Source organism: Bradyrhizobium erythrophlei (assembly GCF_900129425.1).
Classification (GTDB): domain Bacteria; phylum Pseudomonadota; class Alphaproteobacteria; order Rhizobiales; family Xanthobacteraceae; genus Bradyrhizobium; species Bradyrhizobium erythrophlei_C.
Window position 1 is genome coordinate 2,066,395 of the sequence record NZ_LT670817.1, and the last position, 18,679, is coordinate 2,085,073.

13 protein-coding genes are annotated in these 18,679 nt (G+C 63.2%); 9 read left to right on the forward strand and 4 right to left on the reverse strand.

Annotated features, from left to right (window positions below; translation table 11 throughout):
* Positions 1-97 precede the first annotated feature (97 nt).
* The 4 genes from B5527_RS09800 to B5527_RS09820 all read right to left on the reverse strand — a co-directional run bounded on the left by B5527_RS09800 (position 98) and on the right by B5527_RS09820 (position 8,706).
* Positions 98-340: an acetyl-CoA carboxylase gene (locus B5527_RS09800; RefSeq protein ID WP_079601102.1), complete on the reverse strand. Its 243-nt coding sequence runs from the start codon at positions 338-340 to the stop codon at positions 98-100.
* A gap of 44 nt (positions 341-384) precedes the next feature.
* A complete protein-coding gene (locus B5527_RS09805; RefSeq protein ID WP_079601103.1) occupies positions 385-1,113 on the reverse strand; it encodes a LamB/YcsF family protein in 729 nt (242 codons plus the stop codon).
* A 127-nt stretch (positions 1,114-1,240) separates the two neighbouring features.
* Entirely contained in the window at positions 1,241-6,772 is a 5,532-nt protein-coding gene (locus tag B5527_RS09810; protein WP_079601104.1) for a trifunctional serine/threonine-protein kinase/ATP-binding protein/sensor histidine kinase, read from the reverse strand.
* A 1,064-nt stretch (positions 6,773-7,836) separates the two neighbouring features.
* Positions 7,837-8,706 (reverse strand): transglycosylase SLT domain-containing protein, encoded by an 870-nt coding sequence (locus B5527_RS09820; RefSeq protein WP_079601106.1) that lies wholly within the window; start codon positions 8,704-8,706, stop codon positions 7,837-7,839.
* Between the two features lie 298 nt (positions 8,707-9,004).
* Between B5527_RS09820 and B5527_RS09825 the strand changes: the two genes are divergently transcribed.
* The 9 genes from B5527_RS09825 to B5527_RS09865 all read left to right on the forward strand — a co-directional run bounded on the left by B5527_RS09825 (position 9,005) and on the right by B5527_RS09865 (position 18,654).
* Positions 9,005-10,171: a transporter substrate-binding domain-containing protein gene (locus B5527_RS09825; RefSeq protein WP_079607185.1), complete on the forward strand. Its 1,167-nt coding sequence runs from the start codon at positions 9,005-9,007 to the stop codon at positions 10,169-10,171.
* The gene (locus B5527_RS09830; RefSeq protein WP_079601107.1) at positions 10,168-10,782 is read left to right on the forward strand and encodes an ANTAR domain-containing response regulator; all 615 of its coding nucleotides are present in this window, start codon (positions 10,168-10,170) and stop codon (positions 10,780-10,782) included. The genes B5527_RS09825 and B5527_RS09830 overlap by 4 nt, the downstream gene beginning before the upstream one ends.
* A 260-nt stretch (positions 10,783-11,042) precedes the next feature.
* A complete protein-coding gene (locus tag B5527_RS09835) occupies positions 11,043-11,948 on the forward strand; it encodes a nitrilase family protein (protein ID WP_425305066.1) in 906 nt (301 codons plus the stop codon).
* Positions 11,949-11,998: 50 nt separating this feature from the next.
* Positions 11,999-13,168, forward strand: coding sequence for a substrate-binding protein (locus B5527_RS09840; RefSeq protein ID WP_172842525.1), 1,170 nt, complete (start codon positions 11,999-12,001; stop codon positions 13,166-13,168).
* Between the two features lie 60 nt (positions 13,169-13,228).
* On the forward strand, positions 13,229-14,065 hold the full coding sequence (locus tag B5527_RS09845; RefSeq protein ID WP_079601108.1) for a branched-chain amino acid ABC transporter permease: 837 nt from the start codon (positions 13,229-13,231) through the stop codon (positions 14,063-14,065).
* Between the two features lie 58 nt (positions 14,066-14,123).
* Positions 14,124-15,902 carry an ABC transporter permease subunit gene (locus tag B5527_RS09850; protein ID WP_154072851.1) on the forward strand — a complete coding sequence of 593 codons (1,779 nt, stop codon included), beginning with the start codon at positions 14,124-14,126 and terminating at the stop codon, positions 15,900-15,902.
* The gene (locus tag B5527_RS09855; protein ID WP_154072130.1) at positions 15,899-16,600 is read left to right on the forward strand and encodes an ABC transporter ATP-binding protein; all 702 of its coding nucleotides are present in this window, start codon (positions 15,899-15,901) and stop codon (positions 16,598-16,600) included. The genes B5527_RS09850 and B5527_RS09855 overlap by 4 nt, the downstream gene beginning before the upstream one ends.
* A gap of 294 nt (positions 16,601-16,894) precedes the next feature.
* Positions 16,895-18,025: a transporter substrate-binding domain-containing protein gene (locus B5527_RS09860; protein ID WP_079601111.1), complete on the forward strand. Its 1,131-nt coding sequence runs from the start codon at positions 16,895-16,897 to the stop codon at positions 18,023-18,025.
* A gap of 44 nt (positions 18,026-18,069) precedes the next feature.
* Complete coding sequence (locus B5527_RS09865) at positions 18,070-18,654, forward strand: ANTAR domain-containing response regulator (RefSeq protein ID WP_172842526.1); 585 nt, start codon at positions 18,070-18,072, stop codon at positions 18,652-18,654.
* Positions 18,655-18,679: the final 25 nt, after the last annotated feature.

Genomic DNA, 18,679 nt, shown 5'->3' on the forward strand with positions numbered 1-18,679 from the left:
GCAGCCTCTGCTGCGGCAAGACCTGCGCTATGCGATGCCAGCCACGTTCGAGCCAGGCGGTACGAAACCGCCGGGCCTGTACGTCGGGGTCGCGAACTCACACGTCGATCTCGGCGATCGGCTGACCGGCCATCACGGCCTCCTCATTTTCGGCAAGGAAACGCACGATCTTGCCCGATGCGCCTGCCTTCACCTCGTTGAACGACTTCATGACCTCGATGAGACCAATGGTGTCGTCTTGCGTGATCGTGTCGCCTTCGGATTTGTAGGCTGGTTCGTCCGGCGCCGGCTTGCGGTAGAATATGCCTGGGAGGGGCGAAACGATTTTCTGTATGCCCATGAGTTCCTCATACTTTGGTCGCTTCGGCCCTGGCCGGCCGCGCCTCAGCGCGCTGCCAGATAAGGGCGGACTACCTCGCGAACGGCCCGGGCGACGGCGACGGCATTCGGTGTGTCGGAGTGGACACAGATGGCATCGGACCCGACCGCGACGTCGTTTCCAGCCACACTGAGCGTCTTGCCTTCGGTCAAGGCTCGCAGGCACCGGGCTGCCGCGTCGGTCGGATCCTTGGCGTCATGTTCGCGCGTGATGATGAGGCCACCCTCGGCATTGTAGTCGAGATCGGCGTAGTATTCGGCGACGAAGGTATGACCGCGGCGCTGATAGACCTTCTCGTGCAGCGTCCCTTTCATGCCGAACAGCGGCACCTTGTAGACATCGTCCGCGTCTGCCACGGCCTCGGCGATGTCCTCCATCCGCGCGGCCATGCCGTAGAGCGCGCCGTGCGGCTTGATATGATTGAGGGCTACCCCTTCGGCATCCAGGAATGCCTTGAGGGCGCCGATCTGGTAGAGGAGGCAGTTCGTCAGCTCTTCGCGGCCGATCTTCATCTCTCTGCGTCCGAACCCTTGCAAATCGGGCAGAGAGGGATGCGCGCCAACCTTGACGCCGTGCCGTTTGGCAAGGCGCACAGTCTTGCGCATGTGATTGAAGTCAGAGCCATGGAAGCCGCAAGCGACGTTGGCCACGTCAATCTCGGGCATTAGGCCTTCATCGTCGCCCATCTTGTAGAGACCGAAGCCCTCGCCCATGTCGCAATTAATGATGACCATCTCTGTGTTGTCCTAATCCCGGCTGCTGCATCCGAGCGCCGCATTTGCGAAACAAACCCAAAACCCGCCGACGAGCAATCGTGTCCTTCCACTTATCCTTCGATTCTCTGATCATCGCACTCTCGCTTCACGATGCAGTGTTTGCGCTTACCGGCAGGGTGAACTGAAACGTGGCGCCGTGGGGTACGTCGGCCGTGGCCCACAATCGGCCGCCGTGGCCTTCCATGATCGAACGGCAGATCGCGAGTCCCATGCCCATGCCGCCAGATTTGGTGGTGAAGAAGGGGTTGAACAGCCGGTCCGCAATTTCGGTGGAGATGCCAACTCCACAATCGGTTACACTCACGAGCACCTCTTGTGTCTCCTGGAGAGAACCGATCGCCAGTTCGCGCGGCCGATCCGTGACCGATTGCATGGCTTCAATGCCATTCATCACCAAGTTGATAATCACCTGCTGCAGTTGGACCCGATCGCCTAGGATCATGGCTGGAGCCGGAGCCAACTCCATTCGCAACGATACCCGATGGCTGGTTAGCTCACGCTGCACCAGGGCCACGACCTCCCTTACGACGTCATTGATGTCGAGCGGCACCAGTTCAATGTCAGTCTTTTTCGCGAGCGCCCGAACGCGCCGGATCACCTCACCCGCCCGATTGCCATCGTCGATGATCCATTCCAACGAGCGGCGCGCTGCGTCCAGGTCGGGAGTTGCGCGGTTAAGCCAGCGCAGACCGGCCTCGGCGTTGGCGACGACGCCGGCGAGCGGCTGGTTCGTTTCGTGGGCAATCGAGGCCGCCAGCTCCCCCATCGTGGTGACGCGATTCACGTGTGCGAGCTCCATTTGGGCATCGAGGAAGCGCTGCTCGCTCGCGCGCAGCCTCTCTTCCGCCCGCTTGCGGTCGGTCATGTCGACGACAAAGGAAACCCCTTCGTCTGGCTTCCACTCGAAAAGCGCGCGGGCGACCAGCACCGGCACGCGGCTGCCGTCTTTGCGAAAGTACTCTTTCTCACGCGGTTGGAGGGTTCCAACCGCCTTTAGCTCTGCGATGATCTGTTCGTCGGCGTCACGCCATTCGGTCGGCGTCAGTTCCGTCCATCGCATCCGACCCGAGAGGAGATCTTCCCGGGCATATCCGACGATATCGAGAAAGGCTTCGTTGGCTTCAATGATCCGGCCCTGAAGATCCCAGATCACGACGCCGATGATGTTCGAGTCGACCAGGCGGCGGATCCTGGCCTCCCGTTCCTGGAGATCGTTGTACAGACGAGCGTTCTCCAGCGAGATCGCCGCTTGCGACGCCAGCAGTTCCAGCACCGAGATCCGGGCGGGCGTGAACACGTGCGATGCCAAGTTGTTCTCGAGATAGAGCACCCCGATCAGCTTGGCCTGCTTCACCAGGGGCAGGCAGAGAATGGACCGCGCCTGACGCTGACGGAGATAAGGATCCGCGGCAAACTGGGGCTGGACGGGGGCGTCGTAGAGAATGACGCTCTCGCGGGTGCGCACGACATAGTGGAGCACGGACTCCGGCAGCGCCGCCGCGGTCACCGGCTGGTCACGCAGTTCGACCACGACCGTGTCGTCGCCAGTCGTCGCTTCCGCCTCGATCCGCAGCTCAGGCCCGCGGGGAACAATCAACAGACCTCGCTCGGCTCCTGCCTGCTCAATGGCAGTGCGCATCAGGGTGTCGATCAGCCTTTCCAGGACGATCTCGCTTGAGACGGCCTGCGACACCTTGATCACGGTCGCGAGGTCGAAGTGTTCGACCGGCGCCCCGATCGTGCCTGTTGGACCCGGCGCTCGCTCTTCCTCCCTGCGGAGCGGATACATCTCGTCGAGCTGCCGCACCTTGCCATCGGCGCCCCAAGCGACATAGCCGTCGCGCGCCTTCCGCCGATACATGTGCGCAAACTCTTCGAAGCCACGCGCCGCGTAGAAGCGCGCGGCCAGTTCGTAGGCGAGCGCCTCGCTGTGGACAAAGCCGTTTGCGCGTGCCGAGCGGATGGCCTGTTCGTAAAGGTCCATGGCATCGAGCGCGCGGCCTTCGATCCGCGCGATTTCCGCCCCGACCAGTGCGGCGCGGTTCTCGAAATTCTCCGGGCAATTTGCCGCCCAGATCTTGAGCTGTCGGTGGTGCGCGACCAGAGCCTCGACATGCTTGGTCCGCTCCGCATCGCAGGCTGCGTCGCAGAGCGCAGCCCGCGCCAGCGCGGCGTAGAAATGGTACTCCGCCCGCTCGAAGAAGGCTGGCGACGTCCAGAGGAGGCAGTCCGCCTTCGCCGCCGCCGCGATCGCGGCAGCGTGGTCGTCGGCGAGGACGCGCGCCTGCAGCTTGCGGATCCAGTACCAGCAGGCGGCGAGCGCGAGCCGCGGATCCGCCTCCAGATGCTGCTCGAACCGCTCCTCGTCGAACCCGGCGTCGTCGAAGTGGCCGAAGATCGGGGTCAGGCCGCGCAGCGTCCGGATCAGTTGGAGCTGCCCGGTGATCCTATCGACGACGAGACCGAACCGCGCCTGACGCGCGAAGTCGAGCCCCGCCTCGGCCTCTCGCTGCACCTCGTCGAGCGGATCGCCACTGGCGAGAAGGTGCGTGACTAAGTGGGTGCGGCCAAAGGCTCCATAGGTGAGATCGCCGGCCTCCTGCGCGGCGTCGAGGGCGAACCGCATCAGGCTGCGGCTGGTGCGGATGGGCTTCGTCCATGGCATGACGTGGTGCCCGAAGATCAAGTAGACGCGGGCCTTAAAGCGATCCAGCCCACGCTTCGCCGCAAGGTTGAAGCCGACCTGACTAAAGCGGAACGCTGCCTTGTAGTCGCCGAACTGCGCTCCCAGCACGGTGCCGAGGATAGCATAGGCATAGCTGGACGCGTCGCTGTTGCCATGCTCCAGGCTGAGATTCGCCATGCGGCCGATGACGACGTTGTACAGATTCTGGTCGGTGTACAGGGCCGGCGACACGACCGCGGTGAGGACATCCATGGTCGCGCGCCAGACCGGGTCGGCCATCCGTGGCAGATCGAGGAGCGCCTCGATAGGGCGGCTCCCGATCTGCTGCCACATCAGCTCGTACTCACGCCGGACCTCGTCCTGCGTCGGGTGCGCCGACCACGCGACGCCGACGCGCCGCAGGTAGTCGAGGGCCACCTCGACGCTGCGGTCGCTCCGGTCCAAGGTCGTGAAGAGTTCCTCGCGCAAGCACGCAACGGTCGCATGCTCGACTGTGTGGGCGGCGCGCGTCGACAGCGCCGTTGAGCGCTCCTCCGCTTGCGCCAGCGCGCCGGTGAGAAACTCGCATTCGGCGCGGTTTAGCTCCAGCGCGAAGGTGAGCTCGTGCCGGCGCTCCCATGAGCCTTCCGCCAGCAGCGCCGCGCCGGCGATGAGATAGGTGAGCGCCGAGGCGTAAGCGGCGGAGGCCTTGGCGCGTTGGCCCGCGAGCAAGTTGAGCTCGGCCAGTTGCTCACGCTCGCCTTGTGAGGTGATCAGCGCGGCGCCGCGGTTGAGCTGATTGACGATGTCGAAGATGGCCTCTTCGCGTCGTTCCGAAGTGGTATGCGCCGCGAGCAGCCTTCCGACGCGCAGGTGCGCCTCGGGGCGCAATCGGTCAGGTATCAGTGAATAAGCAGCCTCCTGGATACGGTCGTGGATGAACTTGTACGACCCGTCCTGACGTTCGATCAACTCCAGGCGAACGGCCCCCCAGAGATCCGAACTGACCTCATCGTTCGATTTCCCGAGAACGATCGAAAGCATCGTGATCTCGGCGATGTTGCCGAGGCAGGCGAGCTGCTGCAACGCGGCCTGGGTCTCGATCGGCAGGCGGGTCAACTTCCCGACCATAAGGTCCACCACATTGTCGGTGTACCCCTTGGCGTGAAGGCGATCAACCTCCCAGCGCCAGCGCGCCGCGTCGTGATCGAAGCGGAGCAGTCCCTGTTCGGCGAGCGCAGAAATGAACTGAAGGGCGAAGAACGGATTGCCTCCCGTCTTATCGTGCACCAACTGGGCGAGCGGCGCGGCGCGCTCCGGCTCGCAGCGAAGCGCATCCACGATCACCTGCTTCACGTCGTCACGGGCGAGGGGCGCCAGGCGGATCTCCTGCACGCGCGCTCCGGCTTGGCGGATCGTATCGAGTTTACGCGTCAGTGGATGAGTGCCATCGACCTCATTGTCCCGGTACGCGCCGATCAGCATCAGGTGCTTCATATCCGACTGGGTCAACAGATCCTCGAGCAAGTCGAGCGTCGCCGCGTCTAGCCATTGCAAATCGTCGAGGAAGAGCGCCAGTGGATGTTCCGGGCGGGCGAAGACGCCGATGAAGCGCCGGAACACCAGCTGGAACCGCGCCTGCGCCTGCTGCGGCGGCAACTCCGCGACCGGCGATGGTTCGCCGACAATGAGCTTCAGCTCGGGGACGAGGTCGACCATGAGCCGCCCGTTAGGGCCCAGTGCCTCCACAAGGGCGTCGCGCCAACTGCTCAGCTCCGCGTCGCTCTTGCTGAGAAGAGGTCGCACGAGACTCTGAAAAGCCTGCACCAGCGTCGCATAGGGGATGTCGCGTTTGTACTGATCGAACTTCCCGGAGGCGAAAAGGCCGCGCGGCGGCACCAGCGCCTTGTGCAGTTCATTGACGACGGCGGACTTGCCGATGCCGGAATAGCCGGAGACCAGCACTAGCTCGGGCCGGCCGCTTGCGACGACACGGTCGAACGCGACGAGCAAGATCTCGACCTCGCGCGCTCTCCCGTACAGCTTCTCGGGGATCAGCAGCCGGTCGGGCGTGTCTTGCTGGCCTAACGGGAAGTCGTCGATGTCGCCCGAGGGCTTCAATAGGGCCAAGCAGCGCCGCAGGTCGCATTCGACTCCGGCGGCGGTCTGATAGCGCTCCTCTGCGTTCTTGGCGAGCAGCTTCAGGATAAGGCCGGAGACCGGAGCCGGGATAGTCTCCAGCCGCTCGCTTGGCGGCACCGGCTTTCTGGCTATATGGCAGTGGACCCACTCCATGGGATCGACTGCGGTAAACGGCAGTGAGCCCGTGAGCATCTCGTAGAGTGTGACTCCGAGGGCGTAGAGGTCGCTGCGGGCGTCGATCGAGCGGTTCATTCGCCCGGTTTGTTCGGGCGCTATATAGGCGAGCGTGCCAGCAATCGACTCGGGCGGCGCGGGCGCCTGCCGCTCGCGCGGCAGACGCGAGGCGATACCGAAACCGGTGAGCTTGACCTCTCCGGTCGTGCGGTTCACCAGGATATTCGCTGGCTTGACGTCCTTGTGGACGAGGTCGCGCCGGTGGACTTGTGAGAGGGCCGTGGCGACCGCGATGGCGAGCCTCAGAAAGTTCCGCACCTCCATGGGCAGTCCGAGCAATCGGTCCAGCGGCTCGCCGCAGGTGTCCTCGAGCACTAGCATGATCCGACCGCGTTCGCGGACGAGCTCTAGTGGACGCACCGCCCACGCCCCGTCTAGTTCATCCTTCAATTCGTATTCGCGAGCAAGGCGGTCGAGGGTGGCGGGTGTCGGATGCTCCGCCGCGGCCAGCACGGCCAGCACCGGGCCGCGATGACCGTTGGCGTGGCTCTCTCCTCTGCAGAAGACGCGTTCGCCGTCCTCCCACAAGACCTGGAGGCCACTGACTCCACCAGCGCTGGACCAAGAGAGATCCATCTGCGCAATCCGCCGTCAGCTCGGTGGCCGCCATGGGCTGGGAAAGTCTGCCTCAGAGGGTGGCCAGCGAAGGTTTGGACGAGCAGGGTACCACCGACGAGGCCGCATGACCACGTCGGTGAAGGTTTCGGATACCGGCCGCTGCGGAACGGTGCCAAAGGGACGGGCGGCCGGCATTCGAAGGCCACCACGAGAGAAAACTGCGACGTGGGTACCTATGGTGGTGCCCCACGAGCTCTATCGGGATTTGAGCGCCGCATGCGAGGTTTGCGAGGGAAGCCGATCGCGCGCAGTGATTGATGTCGACGTGGTTGATGAGCACATGGCTTCTGCCGAATGCTCGACCAAAAGCGATGCGTTGAAACGCGAGTTGGGCTTCTGGGCAAGCGCCGCCTTGGCTTGGGCCCAGCACAGAGAATGGCGTCCGACGTTGAACTACCCCGCGTCGTCGCTGACGATGACGTGTAGGGCAACGCCTGATGCTGCGCCAGCGCGCGCCCGGTGGCGATCATCACCGGATAGTTCGCTCTCCAAGATCTTGTGCGTGGGAGATCTGCCAATATTCCATCATTAAGTTTGCCAATCGATATTCGACCGAATGTTGGCTTAGCTCGTCGCGCGCGAAATTCCCTGTTACTGCTTGAAAATTCCCTGTTCTTTGAAATATTTTCCCTGTTAATTTGCGTAGGGAATTGCGCGAAAAAGTGACTGCGGCGCAGCGGTTTCTTGCTACGAAATCGGTCTAGGGAGCCTCGAAATCGCAAAATTCCCTGTAAAATTCCCTGTTAGCAGGGAATTTGCCTGGAGACGGGTGCGATCAGCACTGCGTCGCCAGCCAGGCAGTGCGGCGCTCGGAGATTTTACCCTCAGAAACGCTAGAAAGACGTTTGCGATTCAGCGGACGGTCTCCAACCGCCCAATTTGGCCACTTCCGGCGCGAAATAGCCGATAATCTCCAGCGGATATTTGAAATATTCGCGTTTTTGGGAGACGCGACCGGAGACCGGGTTCGATCGGGACTGCGTGGCGGGCGCGCCGATTGCATGTGGCGCCTCCATTTGACGCTAATTCCGGCCGTTGGCAGCAAGGCGCAGAAACTGCCGCTTCATCGCATTGACCTTGGCGAGATATGCCGCGACGAGATGATCGCCGCAGCGCTCGCCGGCCATCATCTGAAAACCACGATGCACGAAGGCCGAGGCGGGACCTGCGCCGCAGAGATGGATGAATGCGGCGAGATCCTGCTTCTGCTGCGGGCTTGCCGCTGCGTCTGGCGCGCGGGCAAGAACTGCCGCGACATTGCGGTCCAGGTACACGGCCGCGAGCTCGATGGCATGGCTCGGGACCGCGCGGGTATAGAGGGCAGTGAACCCGCAATCGGTATCCACGACAGCGTTCCCTCGGATACAGTAGCGTGCCGCCTCGGTGTAAGCTGCATCGGTCATCTGGTACATGCCCACAGCGCTCGAGGCGGGCTTGTACACAGCGAAGGGATTCCAGGTGAGCTGCCAGCGCCAGTAGGTGCGCGCCACCGGATTGCCGGTGCTTTCGACCTGCGCCAACGCGGCCAGCAGCTCGGGCGTGATCGTGCTGGTGGAATACGTGTGGAAGAGCGGTTCGTACCGCCGCCACGTTTCGATCGGTTCCTTGTCGAGCGCCCCGCCGACGAAAAAGAGCAGCTCGCTCGGCTTGCGGACAACGTGATAGACGAGGTTTGTCAGCGAGAATGCCGCGAGGACGAGCGCCGCGAGGCAAACGATCCGAACCGCCCGCGGTGCTGCGGTCAGCGCCCGTCGCACCAAGCGCGCGCCTCGCCAGCGGCTGACGCGGCGGAGCAAGGTGTTCCAGCTTTGCCTGACGCGCGTCTTGCGAGAGCGGGGCTTGGCAGTGCGCGGCGAGGACACGCGGATGTTTGGCCTGTTGTGCGCCGGCATGCGACAGCCGGCCGGCGTGGTGTGATAGGGAGTGGTGTTCAGAGTGGTTCAGCGCCGGACGATGTCGCACACCGACATGGGCATCGCAGGGGCGACGACCGACACCTTCATTCTCTTCGAGAACGGTGTCAGGCGCAACCGCTGAGTGAGCGCCTTTCCGCGGTCTAACTGAACAGCAGTGCCTTGCGCCGGTCTTCTCAGGTCACGTCGGTCGAACGCGATTTCCCAATGGTGACTAATTGAACCGGTGTTGCTAACTGTTAACCCCATTCTGGATTTCTCAGTGAAGGACGTGACGATGGTCAGCAGTGCGGCATCTCTGTCGGACACATGGAGGGTGGGCGTCCTGTTCTCTCGCACGGGGCTGACCGCCGTCACCGAGACCGAACATTTTATGGGCACGGCACTTGCGATCCAGGAGGTCAATCAGGCCGGGGGGATCCTCGGGCGCGAGCTCGAAGTGGTCGCCTACGATCCGGAATCGGAGCCGGCAACCTACCGTCGTCTGGCCGACAGGCTTCTGACCGATGACGGCATTTCCGTGATTTTCGGCTGCAGTTCGTCGGCCGAGCGCAAGGCCATTCTGCCGGCGATCGAACGTCGCAACGGGCTGCTCTGGTACCCGTCGCTCTACGAGGGCTTCGAATATTCGCCCAACGTGATCTACACGGGGGCATCGCCGAACCAGACCAGCTTTCCGCTGGCCGAATATCTCGTCCGTAACCACGGGCGTCGCGTGTTTCTGGTCGGCTCCGACTACATCTATCCGCGCGAGTCGAACCGCATCATGCGCGATCTGGTCGATTCCTACGGCGGCAAAATCGTCGACGAAGTCTATGCTCCGATGGCTGCTCCGGAATCGCACCTGCGCGATATCGTGGAGCGGGTGAAGGATCTGGCTCCGGATGTGCTGTTTTCCACGGTGGTCGGACGTTCGGCGCAGACCTTTTACCGGCTCTATCGCAAAGCCGGCCTCGATCCGGCATCGATGCCCATCGCCAGCCTCACCATGGCGGAAGGCGAGGTGCGCGAGATCGGTGCGGCGTTGTGCGAGGGGCACATCACGGCGGCGACCTATTTCGGATCGCTTCGGGGGGCGAGCAACCGGCGATTCACCGACAACTTCCGTCGCACCTTTGGCCCGGACCGGCCGGTCAGTATGTGGAGCGCCGGGGCCTATGCTCAGGTTCACCTGTTTGCGCTCGCCCTGGAGCGAGCCGGAACACTTGACACTCAGCGGCTCGTTGAGGCGGCGCTCGGCCTGTCATTTGAGGCGCCCGAAGGCGCCATCCAGATCGACCCCGACAACAACCATACCTGGCTGACGCCACGCATCGGGCGGGTCCGGATTGACGGCGGTTTCGATGTGGTCTGGGAAGCGAAGGCTGCGGTGAAGCCCGATCCCTATCTCGCGGTGTCGCCGCTCGGGGGACGATGGATCGGTGAGGAGGCTTACGTCGCATGAAGCCGGGTATCCGCCGTCTCATCGAAGAGTTGCGCGGCGCGCGCGTCCTTGTCGTGCATCCGCGCGACGCCGAAGGTGACGCGCTGCTCGATCAGTTGAAGCGCATCGGTTGTAACGTGCGCGGCATATGGCCGCCGCCAGTGGAATTGCCCAACGACGTCGACACGGTTTTTCATTTGGTGGAGACCGCCGAGACGCCGGCTTTCATCGCATCCGCTTCGGAAGGCGGACCGACCTTCGTGGCGATCGTCGACTACGAGAACCCGACGGTGCTGCGGCGGCTTCTCGACAGCAATGCCCACGGCGTCATCAACAAGCCGATCCGTCCCTTTGGCATCCTGTCCTCGCTTGTGCTGGCCCGCTCGATGCGCGGCTATACCCGCCGTCTGGAGAGCAAGGTACAGAAGCTCGAAGAGACGCTGAAGGCGCGTCGCGATGTCGACAAGGCGGTGAAGATCCTGGTGACGCTGAAAAGAGTTAGCGAAGCCGAGGCCTATGAGTTGATCCGCTCGCAGGCAACGCAGAAGCGATTGTCGATGGCAGAGGTGGCCACGACGATCATCGGCGCCCAGGATGTGATGGCCGGATTGGGGCTGATCGATGAGCGGTGAGACCGACGGTCAGGCTGTCTGCACAATCCATCATCATCCGTGCCGCTAATTCGGTCCACCTCATGATTGACATGACGTCCGCGTTTCTGCTGTAATTCCAATGTAGGCGATGCTCAACTCATCGGTTGAGATTGTCACGGCGGCCGGTCGGCCGCTTCCACATGTGGCTATGTAGCCCTCGATCGGTGCCTCACGGCGCTGTCGGGGGCTTTTTGTTTTGCGCGCCCGTTTTGTTTTGCGCGCTCGGGGAGTTTTGCGCGATGACTTTGCACGCCTCCAACGATCACGCCTCGACCGACAAGGTAGCCGGGTCGATCGTAGTCGCCTGCATTCAGATGCAACCGGCTTTCGGAAACGTCGCCGCCAATGTAGCGCACAGCCTGGAACTGATCGATCAGGCGGCGTCGCGAGGCGCCGACCTCGTCGTGCTGCCGGAGCTGGCCAATACAGGTTACATGTTCGCCTCGCGTGAGGAAGCGTTCGGCCTTGCCGAGCCAATTCCAGGCGGACCGTCGGTCGCAGCCTGGGCAGAGCGTGCGGCCCGGCACGGCATGCATATCGTCGCGGGAATCACCGAACGTTCGGGGCCTGATCTCTACAACAGCGCCGTCGTGATCGGTCCCGAAGGCTATATCGGTACGTTCAGGAAAGTGCATCTCTGGAACGAGGAAAACCTGTTCTTCGAGCCAGGCGATCTCGGCTTCCCGGTATTCCACACGCCGATCGGTCGCATCGGCGTTGCGATCTGCTACGATGGCTGGTTTCCGGAGACCTTTCGGCTCTGCGCGCTGCAGGGGGCCGATATCGTCTGCGTGCCGACCAACTGGGTTCCGATTCCGGGTCAGGCCGAAGGGCGTGAGGCGATGGCCAACATCCTCGCAATGGCCGCGGCCCATAGCAATTCGATCTTCATCGCCTGCGCTGACCGCGTCGGCGTCGAGCGGGGGCAGCCCTTCGAGGGCCAGAGCCTGATCGTCAGTTACACCGGATGGCCTGTCGTCGGGCCTGCCAGCCGGGAAGCGGAAGACATCCTCATTGCCGAGGTCGATCTCGGCGAGGCCCGGCGCAAACGCAACTGGAACGCCTTCAACCAAGTTCTGCGCGACCGCCGTGTCGACGTCTATGACGAGATGCTCGGATCCGGCGCGAAGCGCAGTTGGTACTGACCTTTGCCCTTCACCCCGGAAGTTTCAATGAACCCTCAGGAGTACCGATCATGATCCTCAATCGTTCACTTTCGACGCTGCTCGCTGCCGCTGCATCCGCAACACTCCTCGCTGGTGCGGCACTTGCCGCGGATCCTATCAAGATTGGAGTGCCGGTCGGCCTGTCCGGCGCCAACAGCGTGGTCGCACCCTCGGTGGTGCAGTCGGCGCAGCTCGCTGTCGAGGAGATCAACGCCAAGGGCGGCGTGCTCGGCCGTCAACTGGCGCTGGAAGTCGCCGATGACGCGTCCGGCGCCGCTGGCGCGCAGAAGGCGTTCGATAGCCTGGTGTTCCAGAAGAAGGTCGATGTGCTCATCTCGATGGAGACGAGTGCTGCGCGCAACGCGGGGCTGCCGATCGTGGCGCGCGGCAAGGTACCCTACATCTATACGTCGTTCTACGAGGGCAAATCCTGCAGCCCGTTCATGTATGTCAACGCCTGGGTGCCGGAACAGCAGGTACCGCCGATCGTCGACTATTTCACCAAGGAAAAGGGCGCGAAGACCTTCTTTCTGATCGGCTCGGACTATGCCTTCGGCCGCGGCATGCTGGCATTCACCAAGGCCTATATCGAAAAGACCGGCGGCAAGGTGGTTGGCGAGGAATATCTGCCGATGGACGGCACCGACTGGACGCCGATCATCTCGAAGCTGAAGAGCGCGGCGCCGGCTGCGCTGATTACGTCGACCGCGGGTGGCGCGCCGAACGTCACGTTGACCAAGCAGCTTCGCGCCGCCGGCGTTGCCGTGCCCTACGGCAATCTCGCGGTGGATGAAGGCACCGCGAAGGCCATGGGCACCGACGCCGAGGGCATCTATCTCTCGGCCTCCTATGTGACCGGGATCGACAGCGCCGCCAACAAGGCCTATCTCGCCGCCATGCAGAAGAAGTTCGGCAGCGACCTGAAGACCCCGAACGATCTCTCGGTGCCGGAATACGAAGCGGTTTACGCCTACAAGGCGGCGGTGGAAAAGGCCGGCAAGACCGACTCGCCCGCCGTACTGAAAGCGCTCGCCGAGATCTCGGTAGACGGACCGCGCGGAAAGATCGCGATGGCGCAGCAACACCACGCGGCGTTGACGATGTATCTCGGTCAGGTGCAGGGTGACGGCAGCGTCAAGGTCATCAAGAGCTTTCCCAATGTCAGTGCCGGAGAGCAGTGTCCGAATCTGAAGCCCTGACGTTTCTGCGCGCGGCGGGAACCCCATCGTCTTCCTGCCGCCGCCATTTGGTGCGGCCTCATGATTACACTCTGCCTCGACATCATCACCACGGCGGCGATCCTTTTCATCGTCGCCGCCGGCCTGCTGATCGTCTTTGGCGTGATGAAGATCGTCAACTTCGCGCATGCCGCCTTCGTCACGGTCGGCGCCTATGCCGCGCTGGTCGCCTCGCGCCTCGGGTTGCCGCCGGTGCTGGCTCCTGTTGTCGCTTTCTTCGTCGGCGGGCTGATCGGGGCGGCGACCGAACGCATTGTGGTGCGGCGGCTTTATCGCCGGCCGCTGGACGCCATCCTCGCGACGTGGGGACTCGGCATCGTCATCGGCCAGTTGGTGACGCTGGCTTTCGGACGCGAGGTGCAATTTGTGCCGGCGCCGATCTCGGGCACTCTTGAACTGTTCGGCGCCGACTATTCGCTCTATCGCCTGCTACTGGTTCCGATCGCGCTGGTCATTGCCGCGCTGTTCGCCGGACTTCTCAACGGCACGCGACTTGGTCTGTCGACTCGCGCGGTGATCATGAACGAGACCCTGGCGCAGGGACTTGGCATCGACAGCAGCCGCGTTCGCCTTATCACCTTCGGGACCGGATGCGGCTTGGCCGCCGTCGCTGGCGCGCTAATCACGCCGCTGACCAGCGTAGATCCCAACATGGGGCTGGCGTGGCTGATCGGCGCCTTCATGCTCGTCATGGTGTCCGGCGGCTCGCTGCTGACGCTCGGCCTGTCCTGCTTCGTGCTCGGTGGATTGCAGGTGCTGGCCAGCACCTTTATCAGTCCGATCCTCGGCGGCCTGACCATCGCGCTGCTCGCAGCTGTATCGCTCCGGCTGCGGCCGGCGGGGTTCGCCCGTGCTTGATTCCGGCAGTGTGAAAGAGCTGCAGCCGAAGGCGGCGTTGACCGGTCTTCAGCGGCCGATGCTGCGCATCGCGATTGCCGCGCTGCTGGCGGCGAGCCTGGTGATCGCCGGTCCCTGGGTGCTCGATACCTATACGGTCAATATTCTCGTCCGGGCCTTCTTCGTCGCGCTCGCCGCACTGACAGTGGATGTGCTGTGGGGCGTCAGCGGCACGCTGACATTCGGGCAGTCGGCATTTTTCGGCATCGGTGGCTATGCGCTGGCGATCGTCTTCACCCAGTTCGGCTTCGGTCCGGGCGAAGCGCTGCTGGCGCTCGGCGCCGCGGTCGGGGTCGCCGCGATCGTGGCAGGGCTGGTCGGCTGGTTGTCGTTCTATCCAGGCTCGACGCCGCTTTATGCATCGGTGATTTCGCTGGTGCTGCCGATCGTGCTGGTGCAGATCCTGTATTCCGGCGGAACCTTCACCGGATCGTCCAGCGGTTTGGTCGGCTTCGAGAGTTTCGACGTCACGCTGGAGAACTGGTTTCGATTGTCCGGGCTGGCGGTGATTTCGGCGCTGGTTGTCACCTGGATCGTGCTGCGCAGCGACGCCGGACGGGTGCTTGGCGCGATGCGTGACAATGACGAGCGTTGCAGCTATCTCGGCATCGACACGGCGCGGGTCCGCATCGGCCTGCTGGTCGTCGCGGCCATCGTCGCGGCGCTGGCCGGGTTCGGCTATGTGGGATTCGGCGCCGTCGCGGCGCCGGAGAATGCCGGCTTCGTGTTCGGCACCCAATTGGTCGTGATGGTGGCGCTCGGAGGCCGCGGCTCGTTGATCGGCGCGGTGATCGGCGCCGTGGTTATCGAGGTCGCCAGCGCGTACCTGTCGAGCAGCTTCCCGTTCGTCTGGGAGTTGATCGTCGGCATCGCCTTCGTCATGGTGATCGTCTTGCTTCCGGGCGGATTGCTCGGCGGCCTGCGCGATCTCGTCCGCGGGATTCGCCGGCGAATACGGCCGGCGCCAGCGATCGCCGCAGCCCCTGTTCTTCTCGCGACCCTTGAGCATGCCGGCGTCGCACCCGATCGCAACGACGTGGTGGTCGATGTCGAAGGTCTCTCCAAACATTTCGGCAGCCTGACGGTGCTATCCAACATCTCGTTCTCGGCTCGCCAGGGCGAACTCGTCAGCCTGGTCGGGCCGAACGGTGCCGGAAAGACCACGTTGATCCGCTGTCTGGCAGATGGCAGCGAACGCTCGGAAGGCAATGTGCGCATTGCCGGGCGCTCGATCGAGCGTCTGCCGGCAGACCGCATCGTCGGTCTCGGGCTTGGACGCAAGTTTCAGGCGGCTTCGGTGTTCGAGACCTTGAGCGTGGCCGACTGTCTGCGCGTTGCCCGCGTCAGGAGCGAGCGGCCCTCCTTCATCACGTCCTCGCCGGTGCTGTCTTTGCCGGCGGCCGCGCGCGCGGTGGTGGAGAGCTCGGGTCTCGTCGAGCGGCTGGGCCAGGAGGCGCGGTTTCTCAGCCATGGCCTCAAGCAGGCGCTGGAGCTCGCGATGGTGTTGGCGCTTGAGCCGAAGGTGCTGCTGCTGGATGAGCCGACCGCGGGATTGACGCGGGCCGAGCGGCAGGGCTTTGCCGCCATCCTCACCGCGCTGGTGGTGCGCGATCGGCTATGCGTGCTGATCATCGAACACGATCTGGATTTCGTACGTCAAATCTCGTCTCGCATTATCGTCTTGCACCAGGGCCGCATCGCGCTGGACGGTCCCGTGGCCGAAGTCGTCGATGCGCCCTTGGTGCGCGAAATCTACACCGGCCGGCCGCCGGCCGATGCCAGCGGGGTCACAGCGTGATCCCCACCCTCGAATTGACCGGCGTGACCAGCGGCTATGGCAGCTCGCCGGTCGTGCACGGAGTCTCGCTGCAGGTCGCGCCTGGCGAGATTGTGGCGCTGGTCGGCAAGAACGGCATGGGCAAGTCTTCGCTGCTGAAGACGATCCTCGCTTTCCTACCGGTGTGGGAAGGCGCCGTGCGGATCGATGGCCGCGACGTCACCGGCCTCGCCCCGCATCGCAAGCGCGCGCTTGGGCTCGCCTATGCGCCGCAGGAACAGGCACTGTTCCAGGATCTCAGCGTACGCGACAATCTCCGGCTCGGCCTTGCCGATGATCGCGGCTTCGAGGCGAGGCTGTCCGATGTCAGCGGCTGGTTTCCGGTACTGACCGCGCGATTGTCCCAGCGCGCTGGCACGCTGTCGGGCGGCGAACAGAAGATGCTGATCGTGGCGCGGGGACTGATCGCCGAGCCGCGGCTGTTCCTGCTCGACGAGGTGACCGAAGGCCTGCAGCCCTCGGTGGTCGACCAACTCGCTGAAGTCCTGGCGAAAACTCGGCGCGACCGTGGCACCGCGATGCTGGTGGTCGAGCAGCATCTATCCTTCGTCCTTGGACTTGCAGATCGCTTTGCAGTGTTCAAGCGGGGCGAGGTGGTTGATACCGGACCGGTCGATGCCTTTTCGGCGGCGCGGATCGACGAACATATGCGCCTTTAGGTACGCCGAGCCATCGTATCTGCTAATCGTCGGCGCCGCAGGACGGAAATATAGAAGATCGGCGTCCGTACTCTAGAGGTGGAAACTCACCAATTGAGCGAAAGCACACATAGCTCAGAGGGTGATCCTGCTGCAGCTGGATCAGCCCGGGAGGCTGTATTGTCATTGACATCGGCTGCCGCACTGCCTTAGCTCTTGCGCCGCCGGGAAGAAATTGGCTTCATATTGCTGCTTTGCAAAATGGCCACAACAGTGAATCGTCAAGCCGATTCCAGGAGGCGTTCGTTGAAACGCATGAATAAGGCAACGAGCGAGCCGTGGCGGGTTGGCGTCTTGTTTTCCCAATCCGGTCACATGTCGGTCATTGAAGAGACCCAGCTTCGCGGAACTCTGTTGGCGATCGACGAGATCAATAGTTCCGGCGGGTTGAACGGCCGCGAACTCATGCCAATCATCTACGACCCGGCTTCGGACAACACCCTGTTCCGGCTCTATGCCAAGAAGCTGATGACCGAGGACGGCGTATCGTCGATCTTCGGATGCTATACCTCAAGCAGCCGCAAGGTGGTGCTGCCGATCGTCGAGCGCCTGAACGGGCTGCTCTGGTACCCGACGTTGTACGAGGGATTCGAGTATTCCCCCAACGTCATCTACACGGGCTCCGCCCCGAACCAGAACAGTCTGGCGCTGTGCGAGTATCTGGTCTCCAATCTCGGCCGGCGCTTCTATTTCGTCGGATCGGACTACATCTACCCGCGCGAAACCAATCGGATCATGCGCGAAATGCTGCGCGGCGCGGAGGTGGTAGGCGAGAGCTATGTCTCCTTGCGGGCGCAGCGCAAGGATTTCCTGCCGATTATCCGGGACATGCAGCGCACGCGGCCGGACGTGATCTTTTCCACCGTGGTTGGCGATTCCACGGTCCATCTCTACCAGAGTTACTCCGACGCCGGATTCGATCCGAAGACGCTGCCGATCGCTAGTCTCACCACGACCGAGGCCGAAATCCGCGCCATGGGCTTCGACGTCGGGGAGGGCCACATCACCGCAGCCTCATACTTCCAGAACATCGATAGCGCTTCAAACGCCAGTTTCGTCTCACGCTTCAAGAAACGCTTCGGCGCCGACGAACCGACCAATATGTGCGTCGAGGCCGCCTATTTCCAGGTGCATTTCTTCGCACGCGCGCTCGTCATGACCAACTCGATGGAGACAAACCTGCTCCGGCCGGTGGTTCTCGGCTCGGAATTCGAGGCGCCGCAGGGCAAGGTCGCCATCAACGCCTCTTGCAGCCATGCCGATCTGTGGTCGTGTATCGGCCGCGCCAACCGCGCCGGCCAGTTTGACATCGTCGCGCGCTCCAAGGCGGCGGTCGCCGCCGATCCGTATCTGACCTGCTCCGGCCGCAACGCGCATTTCCTCTGATCGACCATGAAGCCCGAAAACCTGTAGCCATGAGCAAAGTCGAAGTGCCCGCCAAGCCCGGCTCAGCCAGCCTGGCCGAATTCGAAATCGTCGTTGCGGTAGCACCAGAATCCGGCGCCGACCAACTGGTGCGCGATCTGCAACGCGCACGCGCCAAAGTCCGGCGCCTGTGGCCGATGCCGGACAAGCTGCCGTCCGACGCCGATGTGCTGGTGGTTGAATTCAGTCACCGACTGACCGATCAGTTGCCCTGGGCGCCGGGCGAATCCCGCTCGGCCGTCGTTGTGGTGATCGGGCCGAACCGTGCGCCCGACCCCGCGCGACTGTGCGAGGCGACGCCCGAGGCGGTGATCTACATGCCGGCGCAGACGGAGACCATCGCCGGCGTGGTGGCTTTGGCGCGCAGTCAGTTCGACTACACCAAGCGCTTGCGCGACCGGATTGAGCGGCTGGACGAGAATCTGCGGACGATCCGCAATGTCGAACGTGCCAAGGCTATTCTGATTTCGACGCGCGGTATGAATGATGAGGCTGCCTATAGGTTCCTGCGCAGCCAGGCGATGGACCGTCGCACCACCGTCAACGCCATTGCCGCGGCGATCATTGACTCGTTTGAACTGTTGGGTTAGTTTTTTCATCTCACCGTCTTGAAGC